Source organism: Bacteroides zoogleoformans, assembly GCF_002998435.1.
Taxonomy (GTDB): domain Bacteria; phylum Bacteroidota; class Bacteroidia; order Bacteroidales; family Bacteroidaceae; genus Bacteroides; species Bacteroides zoogleoformans.
Genome location: NZ_CP027231.1, coordinates 1,378,340 through 1,403,453 on the forward strand (window position 1 = coordinate 1,378,340; position 25,114 = coordinate 1,403,453).

32 protein-coding genes are annotated in these 25,114 nt (G+C 41.8%); all 32 read right to left on the bottom strand.

What is annotated here, in order from left to right:
* Positions 1 to 9 precede the first annotated feature (9 nt).
* The 32 genes from secY to rplK all read right to left on the bottom strand — a co-directional run bounded on the left by secY (position 10) and on the right by rplK (position 25,088).
* On the bottom strand, positions 10 to 1,353 hold the full coding sequence (gene secY, locus C4H11_RS05890; RefSeq protein ID WP_106040845.1) for a preprotein translocase subunit SecY: 1,344 nt from the start codon (positions 1,351 to 1,353) through the stop codon (positions 10 to 12).
* A 4-nt stretch (positions 1,354 to 1,357) separates the two neighbouring features.
* Positions 1,358 to 1,804 (bottom strand): 50S ribosomal protein L15, encoded by a 447-nt coding sequence (gene rplO / locus C4H11_RS05895; RefSeq protein WP_106040846.1) that lies wholly within the window; start codon positions 1,802 to 1,804, stop codon positions 1,358 to 1,360.
* A gap of 29 nt (positions 1,805 to 1,833) precedes the next feature.
* Complete coding sequence (gene rpmD, locus C4H11_RS05900; protein WP_106040847.1) at positions 1,834 to 2,010, bottom strand: 50S ribosomal protein L30; 177 nt, start codon at positions 2,008 to 2,010, stop codon at positions 1,834 to 1,836.
* A gap of 13 nt (positions 2,011 to 2,023) precedes the next feature.
* Complete coding sequence (gene rpsE / locus C4H11_RS05905; RefSeq protein WP_106040848.1) at positions 2,024 to 2,542, bottom strand: 30S ribosomal protein S5; 519 nt, start codon at positions 2,540 to 2,542, stop codon at positions 2,024 to 2,026.
* Positions 2,543 to 2,547: 5 nt separating this feature from the next.
* Positions 2,548 to 2,892, bottom strand: coding sequence for a 50S ribosomal protein L18 (rplR, locus tag C4H11_RS05910; RefSeq protein WP_106043164.1), 345 nt, complete (start codon positions 2,890 to 2,892; stop codon positions 2,548 to 2,550).
* Between the two features lie 24 nt (positions 2,893 to 2,916).
* Positions 2,917 to 3,486, bottom strand: a complete 570-nt coding sequence (gene rplF, locus C4H11_RS05915) for a 50S ribosomal protein L6 (protein WP_106040849.1) — start codon at positions 3,484 to 3,486, stop codon at positions 2,917 to 2,919.
* 15 nt (positions 3,487 to 3,501) lie between these two features.
* Positions 3,502 to 3,897, bottom strand: coding sequence for a 30S ribosomal protein S8 (gene rpsH / locus C4H11_RS05920; protein ID WP_106040850.1), 396 nt, complete (start codon positions 3,895 to 3,897; stop codon positions 3,502 to 3,504).
* Between the two features lie 53 nt (positions 3,898 to 3,950).
* Complete coding sequence (gene rpsN / locus C4H11_RS05925; RefSeq protein ID WP_106040851.1) at positions 3,951 to 4,250, bottom strand: 30S ribosomal protein S14; 300 nt, start codon at positions 4,248 to 4,250, stop codon at positions 3,951 to 3,953.
* A gap of 4 nt (positions 4,251 to 4,254) precedes the next feature.
* The gene (rplE, locus tag C4H11_RS05930) at positions 4,255 to 4,812 is read right to left on the bottom strand and encodes a 50S ribosomal protein L5 (RefSeq protein ID WP_106040852.1); all 558 of its coding nucleotides are present in this window, start codon (positions 4,810 to 4,812) and stop codon (positions 4,255 to 4,257) included.
* Positions 4,812 to 5,132, bottom strand: coding sequence for a 50S ribosomal protein L24 (rplX, locus tag C4H11_RS05935; RefSeq protein WP_106040853.1), 321 nt, complete (start codon positions 5,130 to 5,132; stop codon positions 4,812 to 4,814). The genes rplE and rplX overlap by 1 nt, the downstream gene beginning before the upstream one ends.
* A gap of 20 nt (positions 5,133 to 5,152) precedes the next feature.
* Positions 5,153 to 5,518 (bottom strand): 50S ribosomal protein L14, encoded by a 366-nt coding sequence (rplN, locus tag C4H11_RS05940; RefSeq protein WP_005825700.1) that lies wholly within the window; start codon positions 5,516 to 5,518, stop codon positions 5,153 to 5,155.
* A gap of 2 nt (positions 5,519 to 5,520) precedes the next feature.
* Entirely contained in the window at positions 5,521 to 5,790 is a 270-nt protein-coding gene (rpsQ, locus tag C4H11_RS05945) for a 30S ribosomal protein S17 (protein ID WP_106040854.1), read from the bottom strand.
* Positions 5,787 to 5,984 (bottom strand): 50S ribosomal protein L29, encoded by a 198-nt coding sequence (gene rpmC / locus C4H11_RS05950; RefSeq protein WP_106040855.1) that lies wholly within the window; start codon positions 5,982 to 5,984, stop codon positions 5,787 to 5,789. The genes rpsQ and rpmC overlap by 4 nt, the downstream gene beginning before the upstream one ends.
* Before the next feature lie 5 nt (positions 5,985 to 5,989).
* Positions 5,990 to 6,424: a 50S ribosomal protein L16 gene (gene rplP, locus C4H11_RS05955; RefSeq protein WP_005656538.1), complete on the bottom strand. Its 435-nt coding sequence runs from the start codon at positions 6,422 to 6,424 to the stop codon at positions 5,990 to 5,992.
* Positions 6,425 to 6,445: 21 nt separating this feature from the next.
* On the bottom strand, positions 6,446 to 7,177 hold the full coding sequence (gene rpsC / locus C4H11_RS05960) for a 30S ribosomal protein S3 (protein WP_106040856.1): 732 nt from the start codon (positions 7,175 to 7,177) through the stop codon (positions 6,446 to 6,448).
* Positions 7,178 to 7,182: 5 nt separating this feature from the next.
* Entirely contained in the window at positions 7,183 to 7,593 is a 411-nt protein-coding gene (gene rplV / locus C4H11_RS05965; protein ID WP_106040857.1) for a 50S ribosomal protein L22, read from the bottom strand.
* Positions 7,594 to 7,632: 39 nt separating this feature from the next.
* Complete coding sequence (gene rpsS / locus C4H11_RS05970) at positions 7,633 to 7,902, bottom strand: 30S ribosomal protein S19 (protein ID WP_002558070.1); 270 nt, start codon at positions 7,900 to 7,902, stop codon at positions 7,633 to 7,635.
* A gap of 20 nt (positions 7,903 to 7,922) precedes the next feature.
* Positions 7,923 to 8,747 carry a 50S ribosomal protein L2 gene (gene rplB, locus C4H11_RS05975; RefSeq protein WP_106040858.1) on the bottom strand — a complete coding sequence of 275 codons (825 nt, stop codon included), beginning with the start codon at positions 8,745 to 8,747 and terminating at the stop codon, positions 7,923 to 7,925.
* Between the two features lie 5 nt (positions 8,748 to 8,752).
* Positions 8,753 to 9,046, bottom strand: a complete 294-nt coding sequence (gene rplW / locus C4H11_RS05980; RefSeq protein WP_106040859.1) for a 50S ribosomal protein L23 — start codon at positions 9,044 to 9,046, stop codon at positions 8,753 to 8,755.
* A gap of 16 nt (positions 9,047 to 9,062) precedes the next feature.
* Entirely contained in the window at positions 9,063 to 9,689 is a 627-nt protein-coding gene (gene rplD, locus C4H11_RS05985) for a 50S ribosomal protein L4 (protein ID WP_106040860.1), read from the bottom strand.
* The gene (rplC, locus tag C4H11_RS05990; RefSeq protein WP_009125131.1) at positions 9,689 to 10,306 is read right to left on the bottom strand and encodes a 50S ribosomal protein L3; all 618 of its coding nucleotides are present in this window, start codon (positions 10,304 to 10,306) and stop codon (positions 9,689 to 9,691) included. Before rplC ends, rplD begins: the two co-directional genes overlap by 1 nt.
* 20 nt (positions 10,307 to 10,326) lie before the next feature.
* Entirely contained in the window at positions 10,327 to 10,632 is a 306-nt protein-coding gene (gene rpsJ, locus C4H11_RS05995) for a 30S ribosomal protein S10 (protein ID WP_106040861.1), read from the bottom strand.
* 90 nt (positions 10,633 to 10,722) lie between these two features.
* On the bottom strand, positions 10,723 to 12,840 hold the full coding sequence (gene fusA / locus C4H11_RS06000) for an elongation factor G (RefSeq protein ID WP_106040862.1): 2,118 nt from the start codon (positions 12,838 to 12,840) through the stop codon (positions 10,723 to 10,725).
* A gap of 51 nt (positions 12,841 to 12,891) precedes the next feature.
* Entirely contained in the window at positions 12,892 to 13,368 is a 477-nt protein-coding gene (rpsG, locus tag C4H11_RS06005) for a 30S ribosomal protein S7 (RefSeq protein ID WP_106040863.1), read from the bottom strand.
* 150 nt (positions 13,369 to 13,518) lie between these two features.
* Positions 13,519 to 13,920, bottom strand: coding sequence for a 30S ribosomal protein S12 (gene rpsL / locus C4H11_RS06010; RefSeq protein ID WP_005825712.1), 402 nt, complete (start codon positions 13,918 to 13,920; stop codon positions 13,519 to 13,521).
* 119 nt (positions 13,921 to 14,039) lie between these two features.
* Positions 14,040 to 14,348 (bottom strand): DUF3467 domain-containing protein, encoded by a 309-nt coding sequence (locus tag C4H11_RS06015; RefSeq protein WP_106040864.1) that lies wholly within the window; start codon positions 14,346 to 14,348, stop codon positions 14,040 to 14,042.
* A gap of 300 nt (positions 14,349 to 14,648) precedes the next feature.
* Positions 14,649 to 18,944, bottom strand: coding sequence for a DNA-directed RNA polymerase subunit beta' (gene rpoC / locus C4H11_RS06020; RefSeq protein WP_106040865.1), 4,296 nt, complete (start codon positions 18,942 to 18,944; stop codon positions 14,649 to 14,651).
* An 89-nt stretch (positions 18,945 to 19,033) separates the two neighbouring features.
* Positions 19,034 to 22,846 carry a DNA-directed RNA polymerase subunit beta gene (gene rpoB / locus C4H11_RS06025; protein WP_106040866.1) on the bottom strand — a complete coding sequence of 1,271 codons (3,813 nt, stop codon included), beginning with the start codon at positions 22,844 to 22,846 and terminating at the stop codon, positions 19,034 to 19,036.
* A gap of 108 nt (positions 22,847 to 22,954) precedes the next feature.
* A complete protein-coding gene (gene rplL / locus C4H11_RS06030) occupies positions 22,955 to 23,332 on the bottom strand; it encodes a 50S ribosomal protein L7/L12 (RefSeq protein ID WP_106040867.1) in 378 nt (125 codons plus the stop codon).
* Positions 23,333 to 23,393: 61 nt separating this feature from the next.
* Positions 23,394 to 23,915 (bottom strand): 50S ribosomal protein L10, encoded by a 522-nt coding sequence (gene rplJ / locus C4H11_RS06035; RefSeq protein ID WP_106040868.1) that lies wholly within the window; start codon positions 23,913 to 23,915, stop codon positions 23,394 to 23,396.
* Between the two features lie 15 nt (positions 23,916 to 23,930).
* Positions 23,931 to 24,629 (bottom strand): 50S ribosomal protein L1, encoded by a 699-nt coding sequence (rplA, locus tag C4H11_RS06040; RefSeq protein ID WP_106040869.1) that lies wholly within the window; start codon positions 24,627 to 24,629, stop codon positions 23,931 to 23,933.
* A 15-nt stretch (positions 24,630 to 24,644) separates the two neighbouring features.
* Positions 24,645 to 25,088, bottom strand: coding sequence for a 50S ribosomal protein L11 (rplK, locus tag C4H11_RS06045; RefSeq protein WP_106040870.1), 444 nt, complete (start codon positions 25,086 to 25,088; stop codon positions 24,645 to 24,647).
* Positions 25,089 to 25,114: the final 26 nt, after the last annotated feature.

The window sequence follows — 25,114 nt, forward strand, 5'->3', positions numbered from 1 at the left end:
TCAAAAAAATTAATATGCAGCTATATTACCACTGCGCCCTTTAATACGTCCGGACTTCAACAAACCATCATAGTGTCTCATCAGCAAATGACTTTCCACTTGCTGTAGAGTGTCGAGTACCACACCTACAAGGATTAACAAAGATGTACCGCCAAAGAATTGAGCGAACTCAGCTTTCACGCCAAATATACCGGCAAAAGCAGGCATAATAGCAACCAAAGCTAAGAAGAAAGAACCGGGCAAAGTAATACGCGACATGATGACATCAATATACTCTGCTGTCTGTTTTCCAGGCTTAATGCCCGGAATAAAGCCATTGTTTCTCTTCATATCCTCAGCCATTTGAGTCGGATTAATAGTGATTGCGGTATAGAAATACGTAAACAGTATAATCAATACAGCAAAAATCAAATTATACCAAAAGCTTGTATGATCTGTTAATGCACGTACAAAACCATTTACTTCATTAACATTTGAGAAGCCCACGAGTGTAATAGGAATAAACATGATTGCCTGAGCAAAAATAATAGGCATCACGTTAGCTGCATTCACTTTCAAAGGAATATATTGTCTGGCACCACCATACTGCTTATTACCTACTATTTTCTTTGCATATTGAACGGGAATTTTTCTTGTTCCCTGCACTAAAAGAATAGCAAATGCTATAACAATCAGCAGAACGACAAGCTCAATCAAGAACATTACCAAACCACCCGTTTTATCTGTCATTCGGGAAATCAATTCCTGAAATAAAGACTGCGGCAAACGAGCAATGATACCAATCATAATAATGAGCGAAATACCATTACCGATTCCTTTATCAGTTATTCTCTCACCAAGCCACAAAATAAACATACTTCCTGCCGCCAAGATGATGGTAGAAGTAAACATAAACAAAGTCCAATCTAATGAAGCATTTAAGGAAGGACCAGCCTGCATTTTAAGATTGAGCAAATAAGAAGGAGCCTGAACCAAAAGGATAAGAATCGTCAAATAACGAGTGTATTGATTCATTTTTCTCCTACCACTCTCACCCTCACGCTGCAGTTTCTGGAAATACGGAACCGCAATACCCAACAACTGAATCACAATAGAGGCAGAGATGTATGGCATGATACCCAATGCAAAAATAGAGGCATTGGAGAATGCTCCACCAGAAAACATATTTAACAAGGCTAAAAGACCTTCGCTTGTTTGTTGATGCAATTGTGCCAGCATTGACGGATTAATACCCGGTAAAACGACATACGAACCAAAACGGTAAATTGCCACAAACAATATGGTAATGAGGATCCGTTGTCTCAGATCCTCAATTTTCCATATATTCTTTAATGTTTCAATAGCTTTTCTCATTGAATTAGAGTTTTACGACTTGTCCACCAGCAGCTTCGATGGCGGCAACAGCCGTTTTAGAAAACGCATGTGCCTGTACATCCAACTTAGCAGTCAAAGTTCCGTTACCTAACACTTTTACCAAGTGGCTTGCAGAAATAAAACCGGCAGCGATGAAATCATTAACACCAACTGTCTGTAAGTTCTTTGCTTCAGCCAATTTTTGAATTGTATCCAAATTGATAGCTTTATACTCTACACGATTGATATTCTTAAAGCCAAACTTTGGAACACGACGCTGAAGAGGCATCTGCCCACCTTCAAAACCGATTTTCTTAGAGTAGCCAGATCTTGATTTAGCCCCTTTATGACCTCGAGTAGAAGTACCACCCAAGCCAGAACCGGGACCACGCCCAATCCTTTTTCTTGTCTTAGTAGATCCTACTGCTGGTTTTAAATTACTTAAGTTCATATTGTAATCGTTTAATATTCAACAAATAATTACTTAACAATGGCAACCAAGTGTTTAACCTTATCTACCATTCCAAGTATTGAAGGAGTACATTCGTGCTCAACCACACGATTTAACTTATGAAGTCCCAGCGCATCCAACGTCCTCTTCTGATCAGCAGGAGCACCAATTCTACTTTTAACTTGTTTAATCTTTACAGTCGACATATTTTCTTCCTCCTTATCCTCTAAATACTTTTTCCACACTAATTCCTCTGTTCTGTGCTACCATACGGGCATCGCGCATTTCGCTTAAAGCCAAGATCGTAGCCTTCACCAAGTTATGCGGGTTTGAAGAACCTTTTGACTTAGCCAGAACATCTGTTACACCTGCACTTTCCAATACTGCACGCATAGCACCACCCGCAACCACACCTGTTCCATGAGAAGCAGGTTTGATAAATACCTCGGCACCACCAAACTTAGCAGACTGTTCGTGGGGAACTGTTCCTTTCAGAACAGGCACTTTTGTCAGGTTTTTCTTAGCAGATTCAACTCCTTTAGCAATAGCCGCAGTTACTTCACCTGCTTTACCAAGTCCCCAACCAATGATTCCCTCTTCATTTCCTACCACCACAATAGCAGAGAAACTAAAAGTTCTACCACCCTTGGTTACTTTGGTCACACGATTAATAGCAACCAATCTGTCTTTCAGTTCTATATCGTTTGTAATCTTAACTCTATTATTAAGTCCTGCCATAATGATTAAAATTTAAGTCCACCGTTACGGGCAGCATCAGCCACCTCTTTTACTCTCCCATGATACAAGTATCCATTACGGTCGAAAACAACAGTAGTAATACCTGCTTCTTGAGCCTTCTTAGCAATCAATTCACCAACTTTAGTAGCCTGTTCTTTTTTCGGCATCTTTTCAGTCATACCCAAAGAAGAAGCAGCGGCCAAAGTCTTACCGGACAAGTCGTCAATAATTTGGACATAAATTTGCTTATTGCTTCTAAACACACTCATACGCGGACATTCAGTTGTACCTGAAATTCTGTTGCGCACTCTATATTTAATCTTAATTCGTCTTTCTATTTTTGTTGTCATAATAATATCTATCAAATTAAATGATTATTTAGCACCGGCTGATTTACCAGACTTTCTACGAATTTCTTCGCCAACAAACTTAATACCTTTACCCTTATATGGCTCAGGCTTACGGAAAGAGCGTATTTTAGAACAAACTTGACCAAGCAATTGCTTATCACAAGATTCCAATATAATCAGAGGATTCTTATTTCTCTCAGACTTAGTCTCAACTTTAATCTCAGGAGGCAGCTGTATAAAAATACTATGAGTATATCCGAGAGCCAGTTCTATAATATTACCTTGGTTAGAAACACGATAACCCACACCGACAAGTTCCAATTCTTTCTTATATCCTTCTGACACACCAACAACCATGTTGTGTACCAGCGAACGATATAATCCATGAAATGCATGCTTTTGCTTAGGATTATCTTGCATTACGTTTTCATTCTCAGCCAAAACAACATTTCCTTCTTCAATGCTAACAGTGATAGCAGGATTTACATATTGGCTCATTTCACCTTTAGGGCCTTTCACGGTAACCACATCATCTCTCAAGATTACTGTTACTCCAGCGGGAATATTAATGGGTAATTTTCCTATTCTTGACATTACTATTTCCTCCTATTAATATACATAACACAATACTTCACCACCGATTTTCAGGTCAGCAGCTTCTTTGTTGGTCATTACACCTTTGGAAGTAGATATTATAGCAATACCCAAACCATTAATAACACGCGGCATATCTTTGTAACCGGTATAACGACGCAGACCCGGAGAAGAAATTCTTTCCAGCTTCTTGATTGCGTTAACCTTATTTACCGGATCATACTTCAAGGCAACTTTAATTGTACCTTGAGGGCCATCTTCTACAAACTTATAATTAAGAATGTAGCCTTTCTCAAAAAGAATCTTTGTGATTTCTTTTTTCAAATTTGAAGCCGGAACTTCCACTACTCTGTGTTTCGCCTGAATAGCGTTCCGTAACCTCGTCAAATAATCTGCTATTGGATCAGTCATATAAAATAAATTAAATTAATCAGGACTACCCTGACAATATTTAAAAAACAAAATTACCAGCTTGCTTTCTTTACACCAGGAATAAGACCGTTGGAAGCCATTTCGCGAAACTGAATTCTGGAGATGCCAAATTGACGGATATATCCTTTAGGACGACCTGTCAACTTACAACGGTTATGCATGCGAATCGGATTAGAATTCTTAGGCAAATCCTGCAATTTCTGTGCGGCCTCAAAAGCCTCTGCCGGATCACCTGTTCTAACAATTTGTTTTAATGCAACTCTCTTCTCGGCATATTTGGCTACTAATTTAGCACGCTTAACTTCGCGTGCTTTCATTGATTCTTTTGCCATATTATCAATCTTTTTTAGCGTTTTTAAACGGTAAACCGAATTCTTTCAACAAAGCATACCCTTCTTCATCTGTTTGCGCAGAGGTCACAAAGGTAATATTCATTCCGAGAATTCTGGTAATGCTATCGATATTTATTTCAGGAAAGATAATTTGCTCCTGAATACCAAGGGTATAGTTACCTTTGCCATCAAACTTACTTTCAATACCTTTGAAATCACGTATACGAGGAAGAGCTACACGAACCAATTTTTCAAGGAATTCGTACATTCTTTCACGACGCAAAGTTACCATAACACCAATAGGCATTTTTTTACGCAATTTGAAATTCGCAATATCCTTACGAGAAATAGTAGCCACGGCTTTTTGGCCAGTGATGGTCGTCATTTCATTTATCGCTACTTCAATAATCTTCTTATCTGCGACAGCCATACCTAAACCTTGATTGATAACAATCTTCTTAAGTACGGGTATCTGCATTGCAGAAGAATACTGGAACTGTGATTTCAATGCAGGCGCAATACGCTCTGCATATTCTTTCTTAAGGCTAGCAGTATTACTCATTACTTAATCTCCTCTCCTGATTTTTTAGAATAACGCACTAAAGTGCCATCGACACTCACTTTTCTACCAACACGCGTTGCTTTGCCTGTTTTGGGATCAACGGGATTTAGGTTTGACAAATGGATAGAAGCTTCTTGCTTCACAATACCACCTTGCGGATTTTTTGCATTCGGTTTTGTGCTTTTAGACACGATGTTGACACCTTCGACAATTGCACGGTTTTTATCAACAAGAACCTTCAATACACGACCAGTCTTACCCTTATCTTCGCCGGAGTTTACATAAACTGTATCGCCTTTTTTAATATGTAATTTACTCATTATTCAATTCTTTTACAATATTAAAGCACTTCAGGAGCGAGTGACACAACTTTCATATTGGTAGCACGAAGTTCGCGAGCTACCGGACCGAAAATACGACTTCCTCTTATTTCACCTGCATTATTCAACAATACGCAAGCATTATCATCAAAACGTATATAAGAACCGTCAGCACGACGAATTTCTTTCTTTGTACGCACGATCAAAGCTTTAGACACTGCACCTTTCTTAATATCACTTGAAGGGATAACGCTCTTTACAGAAACAACAATCACGTCCCCTACTGAGGCATAACGACGTCCTGTACCCCCCAAAACGCGAATACAGAGAGCCTCTTTTGCCCCACTATTATCACATACTGTAAGTCTGGATTCTACTTGTATCATAATTACTTAGCTCTTTCAATTATTTCTACCAATCTCCATCTCTTAGTCTTGCTCAAAGGACGAGTTTCCATGATGTGTACAATATCACCAATATTGCACTCATTTTTTTCATCATGAGCATGGTACTTCTTCGTCTTACTAACGAACTTACCATATATAGGGTGTTTTTCCTTAAATTTAGCTGCCACAGTAATGGTCTTATCCATCTTATTGCTCAGCACAACCCCTGTTCTTTCTTTTCTTAAATTTCTTGCTTCCATCAAGCTCCTCATTTATTGTTAAGTTCTCTTTGGCGTAATTCTGTCTTCATACGCGCAATAGTCCTGCGCAAAAGTTTGATTTGAGCAGGATTATCCAAAGGAGAAATAGAATGATTTAAAACCATTTGGTTATAATTAGCTACCTCAGCCTCTACCCTTTCTACCAAATCATTGGTAGACATCTCTTTAATTTCTGCAATTTTCATACTTCTTACGCATTTTGATTTTGAATATCATAATCACGTCTCACAACAAACTTGGTTGTGATAGGAAGCTTTTGTGCCGCTAAGCGCAAAGCTTCTTTTGCGATTTCATAAGATACTCCTTCGGCTTCAATAATAATTCTACCCGGTGTAACAGGAGCCACGAATCCCTCGGGGCTACCCTTTCCTTTACCCATACGCACATCAGCAGGCTTTCTTGTGATGGGTTTATCGGGGAATATACGAATCCAAATTTGTCCTTGACGTTGCATATATCTTGTTACTGCAATACGCGCAGCTTCAATCTGACGGCCTGTAATCCATTTCGTTTCCAAAGCCTTAATACCAAAAGATCCGAAAGCCAACTGGTTTCCTCTCTGGGCATTACCTTTTTGACGGCCTTTTTGTTGTCTTCTGAATTTTGTTTTTTTCGGTTGTAGCATAATTCCTAAAAATCAAATTCGTTAGCGATTATTTTTCTTTCTTTTGAAGTTCTTTCCGCCATTGCTTCCGCTATTGCTTCCACGACCACTCTCTTTGCTTTGTGTAAAGTTTGGAGCCAATTCTTTCTTCCCATAAACTTCCCCTCTACAAATCCAAACTTTTATACCGAGAAGACCAACTTTAGTCAATGCTTCTGCATGGCAATAGTCTATATCGGCTCTGAAAGTGTGCAACGGAGTTCTTCCTTCCTTATACATTTCAGAACGAGCCATTTCAGCACCGTTCAAACGTCCTGAAATCTGAATCTTGATACCTTCCGCTCCCATACGCATTGTATTAGCAATGGCCATTTTGATGGCGCGACGGTAGGCTATTTTACCTTCAACCTGACGAGCGATGTTGTTAGCCACGATAACAGCGTCCAACTCAGGTCTTTTTACCTCGAAGATATTAATCTGAATATCCTTATCAGTAACCTTCTTCAACTCCTCTTTCAATTTGTCAACTTCTTGGCCGCCTTTGCCGATAATGATACCCGGACGTGCAGTACAAACGGTAATAGTCACGAGTTTCAGTGTACGTTCGATTACAATTCTTGAGACACTTGCCTTAGCAAGACGAGCGTTCAAGTATTTGCGAATCTTGCTATCTTCCAGCAGAGAATCGCCGTAATTCTTGCCACCATACCAATTGGAATCCCATCCTCTGATAATTCCTAAACGATTGCTTATTGGATTAACTTTTTGTCCCATTTACCTTAATTTTGATCTTCGTTATTACTTTTAGAACCAACGAACAACGTCACGTGATTTGAACGTTTACGAATTCTGTAACCTCTCCCCTGCGGAGCCGGTCTCATCCTCTTGAGCGTAGCACCACCGTCAACAAAAATCTTGGTTACAAACAATTCATCACCTTCTGCCTTACGCTCGTTTTTCTTTTCCCAATTAGCTATTGCAGAACGCAGCAATTTTTCCACTTTGGCAGAAGCCTCTTTAGAAGAGAACTTCAAAACGCCGAGTGCTCTGTTCACTTCCATCCCGCGAATCATGTCAGCCACAAGACGCATTTTACGGGGGGAAGTAGGAACATTTTGCAATTTCGCAAAATACATGGTCTTAAGGGCTTCCTTTCTTTCTTCAGCCGATATTTTTTTTCTTGCTCCCATTATATTATTACTTTTTTATTTCAGATAAAAAACCTGTTTTTATTTTTTCTTATTACCGGCATGTCCTCTGAAAGTACGAGTTGGAGCGAATTCACCCAACTTGTGTCCTACCATATTCTCGGTAACATAAACAGGAATAAATTTATTTCCATTGTGAACTGCAACAGTATGCCCAACAAAATCAGGCGAAATCATTGAAGCTCTGGCCCAAGTCTTAACTACCACTTTCTTACCTGATTCATTCATGGCAAGCACTTTTTTCTCAAGCTTAACGTTAATATACGGACCTTTTTTTAATGAACGACTCATAATTTACTCAATTAATCAGATTACTTCTTTCTTCTCTCAATAATATACTTAGACGATTGTTTCTTCGGAGCTCTTGTCTTAAGACCCTTAGCGTACAATCCCTTACGAGATCTCGGGTGTCCTCCTGAAGCACGTCCTTCGCCACCACCCATCGGGTGATCAACCGGATTCATTACAACACCACGGTTACGCGGACGACGTCCTAACCAACGAGAGCGTCCGGCTTTACCGGAGCTTTCCAATCCATGATCTGAGTTACCTACACTACCGATAGTAGCCTTACAAGTGCTAAGAATCTGACGAACCTCACCCGAAGGCAACTTGATAACGCAGTATTTACCTTCTCTTGAAGTCAACTGAGCGAAATTACCGGCTGAACGAACCAAAGCAGCGCCTTGACCCGGACGTAATTCGATGTTGTGAATTACGGTTCCAACCGGAATGTTCTGAAGCGGAAGTGCATTCCCGATTTCCGGAGCTGCTGTTTCGCCTGACATCAAAGTCGCACCAACTTGCAATCCATTGGGAGCAATAATATATCTTTTCTCTCCATCTGCATAAAACAAAAGAGCAATACGAGCCGAACGATTCGGATCGTATTCTATTGTTTTAACCACTGCAGGCACACCGTCTTTATTTCTCTTGAAATCTACGATACGAATAATCTTCTTACTCCCGCCACCAATATAGCGCATAGTCATTTTACCTTGGTTGTTACGACCACCTGAAGATTTCTTTCCAAATACAAGAGACTTTTCTGGTACCCGTGCAGTAATTTCTTCGAAAGTACCAATAATTTTATGTCTTTGCCCCGGCGTTGTGGGCTTAAATTTACGTACTGCCATTTCTGTTAAATATTGCTATAAAAATCAATAGTATCTCCTTCTTTCAACGTAACGATGGCTTTTTTGTAGGCATTCGTACGTCCTTTGATAATACCTGCTCTTGTATACCGGGTTTTACTTTTACCGGCATACTTCATTGTATTTACGTCAACTACCGTAACATTATAAAGGGCTTCAACTTCACTCTTAATTTCCAATTTATTAGCGTCAGGACGCACGATAAAGCCGAAACGATTGTTCGCCTTATCAGTAATAGCAGTCATTTTTTCTGTCACTAACGGTTTAATAATAATTCCCATTATTTAAGCCTCCTTTTTACATTAAGATTTTGTCAATAGCCGAAAGCGAACTTTCAGCAAACACAACAACCCCAGCGTCCAATACTCTGTAAGTATTTAACCCTGAGATGGTCTGCACATTCGCTCCCTTTACATTACGAGCCGACAAATATACGTTTTTATTTGCTTCCGGTAAAATCATAAGCAGCTTTTTATCAGAAACCTTAAGGTTTTTTATCATTGCGATAAAATCTTTTGTCTTCGGAGCTTCAAAGGAGAAGTCTTCTACAACTACAACCGCATTATTTTGAGCCTTATATGCCAAAGCTGACTTACGGGCCAATTCTTTTACCTTTTTATTTAATTTGAAATAGTAGTCTCTGGGCTTGGGGCCAAAAACACGCCCACCACCAACAAGCACCGGTGAATTCATATCGCCACGACGTGCACCGCCGCCACCTTTCTGACGACCGATTTTGCGAGTAGAGCCACTGATTTCGCTTCTCTCTTTTGACTTATGTGTACCCTGACGCCGATTAGCCATAAACTGTTTCACATCCAAGTAGATAGCATGGTCGTTGGGTTCAATTCCGAAGATAGACTCGTTTAACGTAATCTTTCTCCCAGTGTCTTCACCTTTAATGTTATATACGTTAACTTCCATTATTTCTCAATTATTACGATTGAACCTTTGCAACCAGGAACAGATCCTTTAATCAAAAGGAGGTTGTGTTCCGCAATTACTTTTAATACCTGCAAATTTTGAACAGTCACTCTGTCACCACCAAGCTGTCCACCCATGCGCATTCCTTTGAAAACTTTCGCAGGATATGAACAAGCACCGATAGAACCCGGTTTACGAGCGCGGTTGTGCTGACCATGAGTGGTCTGCCCCACACCACCAAAACCGTGACGCTTAACTACACCCTGAAAACCTTTACCCTTAGAAGTACCTACAACATCAACAAATGCTGCATCATTGAACAGTTCTACGGTAACTGTGTCACCCAGATTCAATTCTGTTTCAAACTCTTTGAACTCAGCCAAGTGTTTCTTGGGAGTTACTCCGGCTTTCTTAAAATGCCCCATCAAAGGCTTCGTAGTGTGCTTTTCTTTTTTGTCTTGAAAGCCCAATTGAACAGCTTCATAGCCATCCTTTTCTACTGTTTTCACCTGAGTAACAACACAAGGACCTGCTTCGATAACAGTGCATGGTACATTTTTACCCTCGGCACTGAAAACGGATGTCATTCCGATTTTTTTTCCTAATAATCCTGGCATTTCACTTATTTTTTTAATACTTACACTTTGATTTCTACTTCCACACCACTGGGCAATTCCAGCTTCATCAGAGCATCTACAGTTTTAGCTGTCGAGCTATAGATATCGATCAATCTCTTATAAGAAGAAAGTTCGAATTGTTCACGCGACTTCTTGTTAACGAAAGTCGAACGGTTCACGGTAAAGATACGCTTGTGCGTAGGAAGAGGAATAGGGCCGCTAACAATGGCGCCCGTGGTCTTCACTGTTTTTACAATCTTCTCAGCGGACTTGTCAACCAAGTTGTGGTCGTAAGATTTCAGTTTGATTCTAATTTTTTGACTCATTACTGTTTTAGTTATTAATAATTTTATACTTTACACAATAAGGTTCCGTAGACTAAGAGTCATTCGCTAGCCTACGGAATCCCTGTTTTTTTAGACTAAATCAACACGCCCTTTCACTTCCTCCAACACAGCCTTAGCTATAGAGTTAGAAACTTGAGCATGATGAGAATATACCATTGAAGAAGTTGCACGGCCAGAAGTAATGGTACGCAAAGCTGTTACGTAGCCAAACATTTCGGCCAACGGGACCATTGCCTTCACGATACGAGCACCCGATCGGCTGGACTCCATACCTTCTACCTGACCACGACGCTTATTCAAGTCACCGATAACATCACCCATATTTTCTTCCGGAGTGACAACCTCCAACTTCATGATGGGCTCCATCAAGACAGGGCCAGCCTTAGAGCAAGCATTCTTATATGCCTGGATGGCACAGATCTCAAAAGACAACTGGTCAGAGTCTACCGGGTGGAAAGAGCCATCAACCAAAGTTACTTTCAATGAATCCAACGGATAGCCCGCCAATACGCCGTTCTTCATGGCTGTATTAAAACCTTTTTGTACAGAGGGGATGAATTCCTTAGGAATATTACCACCCTTCACTTCATCCACAAACTGCAGCCCGCCATCTTTGAAATCTTCATCAACCGGGCCGATGTTTACGATGATATCAGCGAACTTACCGCGTCCACCAGACTGTTTCTTATAAACTTCACGCAAGTTGACGGTCTTAGTGATAGCCTCCTTATAGTTAACTTGAGGTTTACCTTGGTTACATTCAACCTTAAACTCACGCTTCAAACGATCGATGATAATATCCAAGTGCAACTCACCCATACCAGAGATTACTGTCTGTCCACTCTGTTCATCAGTTCTAACTGTAAACGTCGGGTCTTCTTCTGCCAATTTAGCCAAACCGTTGGATAGCTTATCCATATCCTTCTGTGTTTTAGGCTCAACGGCAATACCGATTACCGGTTCGGGAAAGTCCATAGATTCCAAAACAATCGGAGCAGACTCATCACAGAGAGTATCACCCGTGTGAATATCTTTAAACCCTACACCGGCTCCGATATCACCGGCACCGATTACTTCTACAGGATTCTGCTTATTTGAGTGCATTTGGAACAAGCGAGATACACGCTCTTTCTTTCCGGAGCGAGAGTTGTAAATATAAGATCCGGATTCCACCTTACCTGAATACACACGGAAGAAAGTCAGCCGGCCCACATACGGGTCGGTAGCAATCTTAAACGCCAAAGCGGAAGTCTTTTCATCATCATCCGGTCTGCGGTCTTCTTCCAAACCTGTGTTGGGATTAGTTCCCACGATATTCGGAGTATCCAGCGGAGAGGGCAAGAAAGCACAAACGTAGTCAAGCAAAGTTTGTACCCCCTTATTCTTGAACGACGAACCGCACAGCATCGGAACAATTGCCATTTGCACTGTAGCGTTACGAAGAGCCCTAAGGATTTCTTCTTCGGTGATAGTGGAAGGATCGTCAAAATACTTTTCCATCAAAGTATCGTCAAACTCTGCAACCTTCTCAAGCATCTTATCCCTCCACTCAATAGCTTCGTCAACCAAGTTAGCAGGGATTTCTTCTACGCTGTAATCGGCTCCCATTGTTTCATCATGCCAGAAGATAGCTTTCATTTTCACAAGATCTACCAAACCTTTGAAAGTTTCTTCAGCACCAATGGGAATAACAACCGGACAAGGATTAGCACCCAAAACGTCTTTCATCTGGCGAACAACCTCAAAGAAGTCTGCCCCCGAGCGGTCCATTTTGTTTACATAACCGATACGCGGAACATTGTACTTGTCTGCTTGACGCCAAACGGTTTCAGATTGCGGTTCAACGCCACCTACTGCACAATATGCAGCCACAGCGCCATCCAACACGCGCAAAGAGCGCTCTACTTCAGCTGTAAAGTCAACGTGTCCCGGAGTGTCAATCAAGTTAATTTTATATGTATTGCCAGCATATTGCCAACGAGTGGTGGTAGCAGCCGAGGTAATAGTGATGCCGCGCTCTTGCTCCTGTTCCATCCAGTCCATCGTAGCAGCACCATCATGCACTTCACCGATCTTATGGGTAAGACCCGTATAGAAAAGAATACGTTCGGAGGTTGTCGTTTTTCCGGCATCGATGTGAGCCATGATACCGATATTGCGCGTCAAATGTAAATCATGTTTTGCCATTCTAATTCTTTTACTTTAAGTTTTTAATTTTGAATTTTATCTCTTACAGTATTAGAATCTGAAATGCGCAAACGCACGGTTGGCTTCAGCCATTCTGTGCATATCTTCCTTACGTTTGTAAGCACCGCCTTGTTCGTTGAAGGCATCCATAATTTCGGCAGCCAACTTATCGGCCATTGATTTACCCCCACGCTTGCGCGCAAAGACAATCAGGTTCTTCATGGAGATTGACTCCTTACGGTCGGGACGAATCTCGGTAGGAACTTGGAAAGTGGCACCACCTACACGACGTGACTTCACTTCCACTTGCGGAGTTACATTATCCAGAGCCTTTTTCCAGATTTCAAGAGCAGACTTCTCTTCATTCTGCATCTTATTCTTCACGGTTTCCAAAGCTGCATAGAAAATCTCATAAGAGGTATTCTTCTTGCCATCGTACATCAAGTGATTTACAAACTTGGAAACTTTCACATCATTAAACACGGGATCCGGCAGGATAACGCGTTTCTTTGGTTTCGCTTTTCTCATTTGTCTGAAAGAATAATGTTTTTCGTTCTTGGCTGTTTACTTCTGTCTTCTTCAACTCTCCCTCCGGAAAGTTTACTCAACCTTTAGCATATCCAACAAACTAAAACGTAAATAAATGTTTTTTACTTTTCTTAGTGACCAATACTGGTTTTATTTCTTCTTAGCCGGAGCCGCTTGACCTGGTTTCGGACGTTTTGCACCGTATTTGGAGCGTCTTTGCGTACGACCTGCCACACCTGCCGTATCCAAAGTTCCACGTACAATGTGATAGCGCACACCCGGAAGGTCTTTCACACGACCGCCACGCACCAATACGATAGAGTGCTCTTGCAAATTGTGTCCTTCACCCGGGATATAAGAGTTTACTTCTTTACCGTTGGTCAAACGCACGCGAGCGACTTTACGCATAGCTGAATTCGGTTTTTTCGGAGTGGTAGTATACACTCTCACGCAAACGCCACGTCTTTGAGGACATGAATCCAAGGCTGGAGACTTACTTTTCTCCACCAGCACTTCGCGTCCTTTTCTTACTAATTGCTGAATTGTAGGCATTGTAATTGTTTTTTAATGATATGTTATTATTGTTTATATTAATTCAAAACTATACACTTTTGGGCTGCAAAGATACGAATAAGTTTTGAATAATCAATGTCCTACAAGTTTTTTTGTTTTCAAGCCTCTCCCTTTATGTTAGGAAGTGGAGGGTAGGATTGCTCATCAGGCATGCGAATCTGTCCAAAAGAACGTTCGTATTTCCCTATATTCTCCTCCAATGCACGCAGCAGACGCTTGGTATGTTCGGGCGATAGAACAATACGCGATTTCACTCCGGCCTTAGGCATTCCGGGCATCACTCGTATAAAATCAAGGATAAACTCCGAACTGGAGTGAGTAATAATAGCGAGATTGGCATAAGTACCCTGTGCTACTTCTACGTTCAATTCTATTTGCAACTGACCGTTGTTGTCTTGGTTTTCCATATTCAATATTCTTTTAGAGATAGACAAAGATAATTCTTTATTCTCAACACACAAAAAACTTTGTCTGAAAAGGGATCCTCTTAAGGAACAATAGACGTTGTATGTAAAATCAGTAACCGTTGTTTTTAGAAACTTTATTTGAAGCTCTTGAATATCTGTTCGCATACAGAGAATGCATATCCGCCCTAAGCGAACAAAAAAAACTTTCCATGTTAGTAAGCAGTTGTGATACAAAAAAAGGAGAGACAACCCTTCCTTGAGTGATCTCTCCTTAATAATAAACTGATTGTATTAGTAGCGTTAATTTTCTACAGACTCATCCACGGCATAGTCAAGTACCGTCTTCTTGTTGGCAAGCATACGGTCATACTCTTCTTTAGAACCTACTATAATCTTTTCAAACTCACGCTGTCCCGTACCGGCAGGAATCAAATGGCCACAGATTACATTTTCTTTCATTCCTTCTAAGCGGTCAACCTTACCATTGATAGCGGCCTCATTAAGTACTTTGGTCGTTTCCTGGAAAGAGGCAGCCGACATAAAGCTCGAAGTTTGCAAAGCGGCACGAGTGATACCTTGAAGAATCTGAATGGAAGTTGCAGGAACAGCATCGCGCACTTCAACAGCTTTCAAGTCGCGGCGTTTCAGCATAGAGTTCTCATCACGCAATTTACGGGCTGTTACAATCTGACCCGCTTGCAGATTCTGTGAATCGCCGGCATCGACTACCACTTTCTTACCCCAGATACGATCGTTCTCCTCCATGAACTCCAGTTTATCAACCACTTGTTGTTCCAAGAAGCGAGTATCGCCCGGTTCATCAATCTCGACTTTACGCATCATTTGGCGAACGATGATTTCGAAATGCTTATCATTAATCTTCACACCCTGCAAACGATACACATCCTGAACCTCATTCACGATATATTCTTGCACAGCCGTGGGGCCCTTAATTGCAAGAATATCAGCTGGAGTGATGGCACCATCAGACAATGGGGTACCGGCACGTACATAGTCGTTTTCCTGTACCAAGATTTGCTTGGAGAGAGGTACGAGGTATTTCTTAACCTCACCGGTCTTGGAAGTAATGATGATTTCTCGATTGCCGCGTTTCACCTTCCCCATTGTAACCTCTCCATCGATTTCTGAAACGACAGCAGGGTTGGACGGATTACGCGCCTCGAACAACTCCGTGACACGAGGAAGGCCACCTGTGATATCACCAGCTTTACCTACAGCACGCGGTATTTTCACAATCACTTCACCGGCTTTTACCTTCTGTCCGTTTTCTACAACCACGTGTCCACCTACAGGCAAGTTGTAAGTACGGATCAACTCACCATCTTCAGTCATAATATGGGCCGTAGGTACTTTCGTTTTATCCTTAGATTCGATGATGATAATTTCACGCAAACCGGTAGACTCATCAGACTCCACTTTATAGGTCACATTTTCAATAACACCTTCAAACTCAATCTTACCGGTAGCCTCAGTAATGATGACCGCATTAAACGGATCCCAACGGGCGATGAGTTTACCTTTCTCAACGATTTCACCATCAGTGGCGTACAGTGTAGAGCCATAAGGCACATTATGCGTAGAAAGTACGATGCCCGTGTTGACATCCACAAAACGTACTTCAGCCAAACGGCCCACTACCACCTTAGCGGGTTCACCTGCTTCATCTATAATATCTACCGTACGAAGTTCTTCAAATTCCAGACGTGCGGGATTCTTGGCAACAATACCGGCATTGGCTGCAATATTAGCGGCCGTACCACCGGCGTGGAAAGTACGCAACGTCAACTGCGTACCAGGCTCACCGATAGACTGTGCGGCAATGACCCCGACGGCTTCTCCCTTTTGAACCATACGACTGGAAGCCAGATTACGTCCGTAGCATTTGGCACAAACGCCTTTCTTGGATTCGCAAGTCAGTACCGAACGTATTTCAACGCTCTCAATCGGAGAATCCTCAATCTTTTGCGCGATATCCTCAGTTATTTCCTCGCCACCGGCCACGATCAATTCTCCCGTAGTAGGATGTATGATATCATGTACCGATACACGACCGAGGATACGTTCAGAAAGGGTGGCAATCGTTTCATCGTTATTTTTCAAAGCTGTACAAACCAGTCCGCGAAGTGTACCACAATCCTCTTCATTGATAATCACATCATGCGAAACATCAACCAAACGACGAGTCAAATATCCGGCATCGGCTGTCTTCAAGGCGGTATCTGCCAAACCCTTACGCGCACCGTGAGTAGAAATAAAGTACTCCAACACCGACAATCCTTCTTTAAAGTTAGAAAGAATCGGGTTCTCGATAATCTGACCACCTTCGGCACCAGCTTTCTGAGGTTTAGCCATCAACCCACGCATACCGGAGAGCTGACGAATCTGTTCTTTAGAACCACGAGCTCCGGAATCCAACATCATGTATACCGAATTAAATCCCTGGTCATCGCTCGAAATGGTTTTCATCAGAATATTAGAAAGTTCGGAGTTCACATGAGTCCAAATATCAATTACTTGATTGTAGCGCTCGTTATTGGTAATGAAACCCATGTTGTAGTTGTTTATTACCTGCTCCACTTCATCGTAACCTTTCTGCACCAATACTTCTTTCTCTTCAGGGATAATTATATCTCCTAAGTTGAACGACAAGCCCCCCTTAAAAGCCATATAGTAACCAAGGTTCTTTATACCATCAAGGAAATCGGCAGCTTTGGCCACACCGCACACCTTAATTACATGGCTAATGATGTCACGAAGTGATTTCTTGGATATTATCGTATTGATATATCCAGCCTCCGCAGGCACGATTTCGTTGACAATCACACGTCCCACAGAGGTGTCATGCATCATTTTATTTACGATGTCACCATTCTCATCAACATCTTTCACAACAACACTGACCGGAGCATGGATATCACATTTCCCCTCATTATAAGCGATGAGTGCTTCCTCTGGGCCATAGAAAGTCAAACCTTCACCCTTAGCCCCTTTACGCAACTTGGTGATATAATACAATCCTAACACCATATCTTGTGCAGGTACAGTAATAGGAGCACCATTAGCAGGATTCAATATATTATGCGATTGAAGCATCAACATCTGCGCTTCCAATATCGCCTCATTGCTCAAAGGCAAGTGAACGGCCATCTGGTCACCGTCGAAGTCGGCGTTGAAAGCCGTACACGCCAATGGATGCAACTGAATAGCCTTACCTTCGATCATCTTAGGCTGGAAAGCTTGAATACCTAAACGATGAAGCGTGGGAGCACGGTTCAACAGTACCGGATGTCCTTTCATCACATGTTCCAGAATATCCCAAATCACAGGTTCTTTGCGATCCACTATTTTTTTGGCACTCTTCACTGTCTTCACAATGCCGCGTTCAATCAACTTGCGAATGATAAACGGTTTGTAGAGTTCCGCAGCCATCAGTTTAGGAATACCACATTCGCCCATCTTCAGCTCCGGCCCCACGACAATAACCGAACGTGCAGAATAGTCAACACGTTTACCCAGCAAGTTCTGACGGAAACGTCCCTGCTTTCCTTTCAAACTGTCGGAAAGAGATTTCAGTGGGCGATTGGCATCAGTCTTCACTGCGCTCGATTTACGCGAGTTATCGAACAATGAATCAACGGCCTCCTGCAACATTCGCTTTTCATTACGCAAAATCACTTCAGGCGCTTTGATTTCAATCAATCTTTTTAAACGATTATTACGAATGATGACACGACGATAGAGGTCATTCAAGTCAGACGTAGCAAAACGACCGCCATCCAAGGGTACCAATGGACGCAGTTCGGGCGGGATAACCGGAACAATGCGCACAATCATCCATTCGGGTTTATTACGTCCACGTGAAGCACGGAAAGACTCAACCACCTGCAAACGCTTTAACGCTTCAGTCTTACGCTGCTGCGAAGCATCACTTCCTGCACGGTTACGCAATTCATAAGACAAAGAATCAAGATCTATGCGAGACAGCAAATCATAGATTGCTTCCGCACCCATCTTGGCAACAAACTTATTGGGGTCTGAATCTTCAAGAAACTGATTATCTTTCGGCAACTTTTCCAGCAAATCCAAGTATTCACCTTCTTCAAGCAAATCATATTGAGCCACTTCGCCCGACAATACACCCGGCTGAACAACAACATAACGCTCATAGTAAATAATGGCATCCAATTTCTTAGTGGGCAAACCCAACAAATAACCGATTTTGTTAGGAAGTGAACGGAAGTACCAAATGTGAGCCACCGGAACAACCAGTTGAATATGTCCCATACGCTCACGACGAACTTTCTTTTCAGTCACTTCCACACCACAACGGTCGCAGACAATACCTTTATAACGAATACGCTTGTATTTACCGCAATGGCACTCATAATCCTTGATGGGGCCAAAAATGCGTTCGCAAAACAGACCGTCTCGTTCAGGCTTATACGTACGATAGTTGATGGTTTCAGGCTTTAACACTTCACCACTCGAATTCTCAAGGATTTCCTCGGGAGAAGCCAAACCGATAGAGATTTTCGAGAAATTACTCTTTATCTTGTTATCTTTTCTAAAAGCCATACTTTATATATAATTGATAATTGACTATTGATAATTAGAAATGAGTTCATAACTGGGAATGAAAAGCAATTTTCATCCCCAATTATCAATTATTCCAGATTGATGCTCAAGCCTAAACCTCTCAGCTCATGCAGCAATACATTCAGTGACTCCGGAATACCCGGAGTAGGCATAGGCTCACCTTTCACAATCGCTTCGTAAGCTTTGGAACGTCCAACGACGTCATCAGACTTAATTGTCAGAATCTCCTGCAGAATATGTGCGGCACCGAAAGCTTCGAGTGCCCAAACCTCCATTTCTCCGAAACGCTGACCACCGAACTGCGCCTTACCACCTAACGGTTGCTGTGTAATAAGAGAATACGGGCCGATGGAACGTGCATGCATCTTATCTTCAACCATGTGACCAAGTTTCAACATATAAGTCACACCCACCGTAGCTTGCTGTTCGAAAGCTTCACCTGTACCGCCATCGTACAATGTAGTCTTGCCATAACGAGGCAAACCGGCCTTGTCCGTCCATTCGTTCAAGTCATCCAAAGAAGCACCATCGAAAATAGGAGTAGCAAATTTCACACCCAGATTCTTTCCTGCACGACCAAGAACAGCTTCAAAGATCTGTCCGATATTCATACGCGAAGGCACACCCAACGGATTCAATACGATATCTACCGGAGTACCATCTGCCAAGAACGGCATATCCTCCTGACGAACTACACGAGAAACAATACCCTTATTACCGTGACGTCCCGCCATCTTATCACCAACACCAATTTTACGTTTCTTGGCAATGTAAACTTTAGCCATTTGGATGATACCGGCAGGCAATTCATCACCGATAGTGATAGCAAACTTCTTACGCTTCAATTCGGCATCAAGTTCTTTGTATTTCTTGATGAAATTCATCACCAAAGCACGAATCAAATCGTTGGTATGTTCATCTTTCGTCCAATTACTTAACTGAATAGCAGTAAAGTCTAAATCACTGAAATCTGAAACGGTGAATCTGGCACCTTTAGAGATAACATCAGCACCCATATAGTCTTTCACTCCTTCTGAAGTGAGATTATCCGTCAGCTTTAACAACTTGTTTATCAATATCTTCTTCAAGTCGCCAATCTTAGCTTCAAATTCATCATCAATTTTCGGGAGTAAAGCCTTATCTGCCAGTTTGGAACTACGAGTCTTGACAACGCGCGAGAACAAACGCTTATCTATAACAACTCCCTTCAGAGAAGGAGAAGCCTTGAGAGAAGCATCTTTCACATCACCGGCTTTATCACCAAAGATGGCACGAAGCAATTTTTCTTCAGGAGAAGGATCAGATTCACCTTTAGGAGTAATCTTACCGATCAAGATATCACCCGGTTCAATACGGGCACCAATACGAACAATGCCATTTTCATCAAGATCTTTGGTCGCTTCTTCGCTTACATTAGGAATATCAGAAGTCAATTCTTCCATTCCACGTTTCGTTTCACGAACCTCCAAAGAATACTCTTCCACGTGTACCGAAGTTAAAAGGTCTTCACGAACCACACGTTCGTTCAATACGATGGCATCCTCATAATTATAACCCTTCCACGGCATATAAGCCACCAACAAGTTCTTACCCAAAGCCAATTCTCCGTCTTCAGTAGAATAGCCTTCTGTCAAAATCTGCCCCTCTGTCACACGCTGCCCCTTCTCACAAATAGGACGAAGGTCAATCGTCATGTTTTGGTTGGTACGACGCCACTTAGGAATGACATATTCTTTCAATGCAGGCTCAAAGCTTACAAACTCCTCTTCATCCGTACGATCATACAATATACGAATAGTCGTAGCATCTACAAAATCAACTACTCCATTGCCTTCGGCAGTAATCTGAGTACGAGAATCGCGAGCCAATTGGCGTTCAATACCTGTACCTACAATCGGAGCTTCACTTTTCAACAAAGGAACAGCCTGACGCATCATGTTCGAGCCCATCAATGCACGGTTAGCATCATCATGCTCCAAGAAAGGAATCAGAGAGGCTGCGATAGAAGCAATCTGCTGTGGAGAGACATCCATCAGTTCCACTTCCGAAGGAGGAACAACCGGATAATCGGCATCCTGACGTGATTTAACTCTGTCACGGATAAACGTTCCATCATCATTCAAAGGCGCATTTCCTTGCGCGATAATCTTTTCTTCTTCTTCCTCGGCAGTCAAATAAACCAAACCTTCGTCCGAAAGGTCCACCTTACTATTTTCTACTTTACGATAAGGTGTTTCTATGAATCCCAGTTCATTAATCTTAGCGAACACGCAGAGTGAAGAAATCAAACCGATATTCGGGCCCTCAGGCGTCTCAATAGGACAAAGACGCCCATAGTGTGTATAGTGTACGTCACGAACTTCGAAACCGGCACGTTCACGTGACAAACCGCCGGGACCAAGAGCAGACATACGACGCTTGTGAGTTATTTCAGCCAACGGGTTAGTCTGATCCATGAACTGCGACAAGGCATTCGTTCCAAAGAATGAATTAATTACGGAAGAAATCGTTTTGGCATTAATCAAGTCTATCGGAGTGAAGACCTCGTTATCACGAACATTCATCCGTTCACGGATAGTACGCGACATACGTGCCAAACCAATGGCAAACTGATTGGACAATTGCTCGCCTACCGTACGTACACGACGATTGCTCAAATGGTCAATATCATCCACATCAGCCTTCGAGTTAATCAACTCAATCAGATATTTGATGATTTCTATAATATCCTCTTTAGTTAACACACGCACGTCCATATCGGTCGCCAGATTCAACTTTCTGTTGATACGATAACGCCCTACATCTCCCAAGTCATATCTCTTTTCCGAGAAGAAAAGATTATTGATTACCTCACGAGCACTTGCATCATCAGCAGGATCGGCATTACGCAACTGACGATAAATGTATAACACTGCTTCTTTTTCCGAATTACTCGGATCCTTCTGCAGCGTATTATATATGATAGAAAAGTCAGACTGATTCGGTTCTTCCTTATGTACAAGAATATTCTGAACGCCTGATTCCAATATAATGTCAACATGCTCCGGCTCAATCACTGTTTCGCGGTCGATAACGACCTCATTACGTTCAATAGAAACAACTTCACCGGTATCTTCGTCTACAAAATCTTCAATCCATGTTTTCAATACACGAGCAGCCAACTTACGCCCCATAATTTTCTTGAGGTTGGTTTTGTTCACCTTTACATCCTCTGCCAAATTAAAGATCTCAAGAATATCCTTGTCATTTTCAAAGCCGATAGCTCTTAGCAAAGTAGTGACAGGCAACTTCTTTTTACGATCAATGTACGCATACATGACGTTATTGATGTCGGTAGCAAACTCAATCCACGAGCCTTTGAACGGAATAATACGTGCTGAATATAACTTGGTACCGTTAGCATGTACACTTTGCCCGAAGAATACACCGGGTGAACGGTGAAGTTGAGATACAACTACACGCTCCGCACCATTGATGACAAATGTCGCTTTATCCGTCATATAAGGAATAGGACCTAAAAACACATCTTGAATAACCGTGTCAAAGTCCTCATGGTCAGGGTCGGTACAATATAACTTCAATTTCGCTTTCAAGGGTACACTATAAGTAAGCCCTCGCTCTATACATTCATCGATGGTATAACGCGGCGGATCAATATAGTAGTCTAAAAACTCAAGAACAAAATTATTTCTTGTATCGGCAATAGGGAAGTTTTCAGCAAATACTTTATACAATCCCTCGTTCTTACGTTTCTCAGGTGGGGTGTCTAGTTGTAGAAAGTCTTTGAATGACTTCAATTGTACTTCCAGAAAATCCGGATACTCAAGCGGATTCTTAGTCGAAGCGAAATTAACTCTTTGATTTACAGTAGTTGAAGACATCTGTTAATGATGGATTTGTAGAACTTAATTTTAAATATATACACAAAAAGGTTAAGAACCCTTTTCATGAAGGGTTCCTAACCGAAATACCTGATTTACAGGTCAATGTTATTTAAGTTCAACTTCAGCTCCAGCTTCTTCCAATGTTTTCTTCAGAGACTCTGCTTCGTCTTTGGCCAAACCTTCTTTTACTACACTGGGAGCACCGTCTACCATATCTTTAGCTTCTTTCAAGCCAAGACCACAAGCTTCCTTAACGGCCTTAACTACCTGAAGTTTAGCTGCGCCAGCACTCTTCAATACTACATCGAAAGAAGTCTTTTCTTCTGCGGCGGCAGCGCCACCGGCTGCAGGAGCAGCAGCAACAGCAACAGCTGCAGCAGCAGGCTCAATACCATATTCTTCTTTCAAGATTGTTGCAAGTTCATTAACTTCTTTTACTGTCAAGTTAACTAATTGTTCTGCAAAAGCTTTCAAATCTGCCATTTTTGTATGATTTTAATTGTTTAGATACTAAAATAAATTGATATTACAATATTTCCGAATTTTACGCTTCGGGACGTTCCCCAAGAGTCTTAAGAACTCCGTGGAGGGTGTTTCCACCTGATTGCAGAGCAGAAATAACATTCTTGGCCGGTGATTGCAACAAGGCAACGATATCGGCAATAACCTCATTCTTACTCTTGATACTTACGAGAGCATCCAGCTGGTCAGCACCAACATAGAAGCTTTCTTCCGCATATGCAGCTTTCAGTCCGGGAATACCATTCTTTGAGTTATCCTTCAGCAATTTAGCCGGAACGTTAGCAACATTGCAAAACATCACGGCTGTCGTACCTTTCAGAGAACCATAAAGCGGAGAATAGTCTTCTTCCAAGTTTTCCAATGCTTTGTGAAGCAATGTATTCTTAACCACCATTAATTTGATGTCAGCCTTGAAACAAGCTTTCCTCAAAGCGCTGGTTGCACTGGCATTCATCGCAGTGGTATCTACCAAGTAGAAATGACCGTATTCTTTCACTGTAGCAGCAATCTGCTCAATAATCGCACTTTTATCTTCCTTTCTCATTACTACTCCGTTTTATTAGATTTCTTCTACTGTTTTCGGGTCAATTTTGATACCCGCACTCATCGTGCTAGAAAGATAAATACTCTTAATATATGTACCCTTGGCTGCAGTCGGCTTCAATTTATTCAACGTAGAGATGAATTCTTTCGCATTATCACGAATTTGGTCAGCACTAAATGAAACTTTGCCAATAGAAGTATGAACAATACCGGTTTTATCAACCTTGAAGTCAATTTTACCCTGTTTTACTTCTCTAACAGCTTTAGCAACATCCATAGTTACAGTGCCACTCTTCGGGTTAGGCATCAATCCACGAGGACCGAGCACACGACCGAGCGCACCAATCTTACCCATAATAGACGGCATAGTGATGATCACATCAATATCAGTCCATCCACCTTTGATCTTTTCAATATATTCATCAAGACCAACATAGTCAGCTCCGGCTTCTTTTGCAGCAGCTTCAGCATCCGGTGTACAAAGCACCAGAACGCGTATAACTTTACCTGTACCGTGAGGAAGTGAAACAACACCTCTCACCATTTGGTTAGCTTTACGCGGGTCAACGCCCAAACGTACGTCGATATCCAGAGAAGCGTCGAACTTAGTAAAGGAAATTTCCTTTACCAATGCAGCGGCTTCTTTGAGAGAGTATGCTTTCCCTGCTTCAATTTTTTCTGCAGCCAACTTTTGATTTTTTGTCAGTTTACCCATTCTAATTGAAGTTTATTAATTATTAACCGGGAACTCCCCTTTTACAGCGATACCCATACTTCTAGCTGTACCGGCAACCATTTTCATGGCAGCCTCTACAGTGAAACAGTTTAAGTCAACCATTTTGTCCTGAGCAATCGTACGAACCTGTTCCCAAGTAATCTCGGCAACTTTCTTACGGTTAGGCTCAGCAGAACCACTCTTTTGTTTCGTCACTTCCAACAATTGGATAGCCACGGGAGGAGTCTTGATCACAAAATCAAAAGACTTATCTGCGTAGTAAGTGATAATCACAGGAAGTACTTTTCCTGCTTTGTCTTGGGTTCTGGCGTTGAATTGCTTGCAAAATTCCATGATATTTATACCCTTAGAACCTAAAGCAGGTCCTACGGGAGGTGATGGATTTGCCGCGCCTCCTTTAATCTGTAATTTGATTAGTCCAGCAACTTCTTTAGCCATTTTTTATTGATTTATATATAAACATT

What these genes read in the sequence shown, in the direction of transcription:
- rpoB (WP_106040866.1), bottom strand. Translation starts at nt 22,846, where the DNA reads ATGTCTTCAACTACTGTAAATCAAAGAGTTAATTTCGCTTCGACTAAG.
- rpsC (WP_106040856.1), bottom strand. Translation starts at nt 7,177, where the DNA reads ATGGGACAAAAAGTTAATCCAATAAGCAATCGTTTAGGAATTATCAGA.
- rpmD (WP_106040847.1), bottom strand. Translation starts at nt 2,010, where the DNA reads ATGTCGACTGTAAAGATTAAACAAGTTAAAAGTAGAATTGGTGCTCCT.
- rplP (WP_005656538.1), bottom strand. Translation starts at nt 6,424, where the DNA reads ATGCTACAACCGAAAAAAACAAAATTCAGAAGACAACAAAAAGGCCGT.
- rpmC (WP_106040855.1), bottom strand. Translation starts at nt 5,984, where the DNA reads ATGAAAATTGCAGAAATTAAAGAGATGTCTACCAATGATTTGGTAGAA.
- rpsS (WP_002558070.1), bottom strand. Translation starts at nt 7,902, where the DNA reads ATGAGTCGTTCATTAAAAAAAGGTCCGTATATTAACGTTAAGCTTGAG.
- rplA (WP_106040869.1), bottom strand. Translation starts at nt 24,629, where the DNA reads ATGGGTAAACTGACAAAAAATCAAAAGTTGGCTGCAGAAAAAATTGAA.
- rpoC (WP_106040865.1), bottom strand. Translation starts at nt 18,944, where the DNA reads ATGGCTTTTAGAAAAGATAACAAGATAAAGAGTAATTTCTCGAAAATC.
- rplE (WP_106040852.1), bottom strand. Translation starts at nt 4,812, where the DNA reads ATGAGTAATACTGCTAGCCTTAAGAAAGAATATGCAGAGCGTATTGCG.
- rpsN (WP_106040851.1), bottom strand. Translation starts at nt 4,250, where the DNA reads ATGGCAAAAGAATCAATGAAAGCACGCGAAGTTAAGCGTGCTAAATTA.
- rpsL (WP_005825712.1), bottom strand. Translation starts at nt 13,920, where the DNA reads ATGCCTACAATTCAGCAATTAGTAAGAAAAGGACGCGAAGTGCTGGTG.
- rplJ (WP_106040868.1), bottom strand. Translation starts at nt 23,915, where the DNA reads ATGAGAAAGGAAGATAAAAGTGCGATTATTGAGCAGATTGCTGCTACA.
- rplD (WP_106040860.1), bottom strand. Translation starts at nt 9,689, where the DNA reads ATGGAAGTTAACGTATATAACATTAAAGGTGAAGACACTGGGAGAAAG.
- rplL (WP_106040867.1), bottom strand. Translation starts at nt 23,332, where the DNA reads ATGGCAGATTTGAAAGCTTTTGCAGAACAATTAGTTAACTTGACAGTA.
- rplN (WP_005825700.1), bottom strand. Translation starts at nt 5,518, where the DNA reads ATGATACAAGTAGAATCCAGACTTACAGTATGTGATAATAGTGGGGCA.
- rplR (WP_106043164.1), bottom strand. Translation starts at nt 2,892, where the DNA reads ATGACAACAAAAATAGAAAGACGAATTAAGATTAAATATAGAGTGCGC.
- rpsE (WP_106040848.1), bottom strand. Translation starts at nt 2,542, where the DNA reads ATGGCAGGACTTAATAATAGAGTTAAGATTACAAACGATATAGAACTG.
- C4H11_RS06015 (WP_106040864.1), bottom strand. Translation starts at nt 14,348, where the DNA reads ATGGAAAACCAAGACAACAACGGTCAGTTGCAAATAGAATTGAACGTA.
- rplC (WP_009125131.1), bottom strand. Translation starts at nt 10,306, where the DNA reads ATGCCAGGATTATTAGGAAAAAAAATCGGAATGACATCCGTTTTCAGT.
- rpsJ (WP_106040861.1), bottom strand. Translation starts at nt 10,632, where the DNA reads ATGAGTCAAAAAATTAGAATCAAACTGAAATCTTACGACCACAACTTG.
- fusA (WP_106040862.1), bottom strand. Translation starts at nt 12,840, where the DNA reads ATGGCAAAACATGATTTACATTTGACGCGCAATATCGGTATCATGGCT.
- rplV (WP_106040857.1), bottom strand. Translation starts at nt 7,593, where the DNA reads ATGGGAGCAAGAAAAAAAATATCGGCTGAAGAAAGAAAGGAAGCCCTT.
- rpsG (WP_106040863.1), bottom strand. Translation starts at nt 13,368, where the DNA reads ATGAGAAAAGCGAAACCAAAGAAACGCGTTATCCTGCCGGATCCCGTG.
- rpsH (WP_106040850.1), bottom strand. Translation starts at nt 3,897, where the DNA reads ATGACTGATCCAATAGCAGATTATTTGACGAGGTTACGGAACGCTATT.
- rpsQ (WP_106040854.1), bottom strand. Translation starts at nt 5,790, where the DNA reads ATGAGGAGCTTGATGGAAGCAAGAAATTTAAGAAAAGAAAGAACAGGG.
- secY (WP_106040845.1), bottom strand. Translation starts at nt 1,353, where the DNA reads ATGAGAAAAGCTATTGAAACATTAAAGAATATATGGAAAATTGAGGAT.
- rplW (WP_106040859.1), bottom strand. Translation starts at nt 9,046, where the DNA reads ATGGGAATTATTATTAAACCGTTAGTGACAGAAAAAATGACTGCTATT.
- rplB (WP_106040858.1), bottom strand. Translation starts at nt 8,747, where the DNA reads ATGGCAGTACGTAAATTTAAGCCCACAACGCCGGGGCAAAGACATAAA.
- rplX (WP_106040853.1), bottom strand. Translation starts at nt 5,132, where the DNA reads ATGAGTAAATTACATATTAAAAAAGGCGATACAGTTTATGTAAACTCC.
- rplK (WP_106040870.1), bottom strand. Translation starts at nt 25,088, where the DNA reads ATGGCTAAAGAAGTTGCTGGACTAATCAAATTACAGATTAAAGGAGGC.
- rplF (WP_106040849.1), bottom strand. Translation starts at nt 3,486, where the DNA reads ATGTCAAGAATAGGAAAATTACCCATTAATATTCCCGCTGGAGTAACA.
- rplO (WP_106040846.1), bottom strand. Translation starts at nt 1,804, where the DNA reads ATGAACTTAAGTAATTTAAAACCAGCAGTAGGATCTACTAAGACAAGA.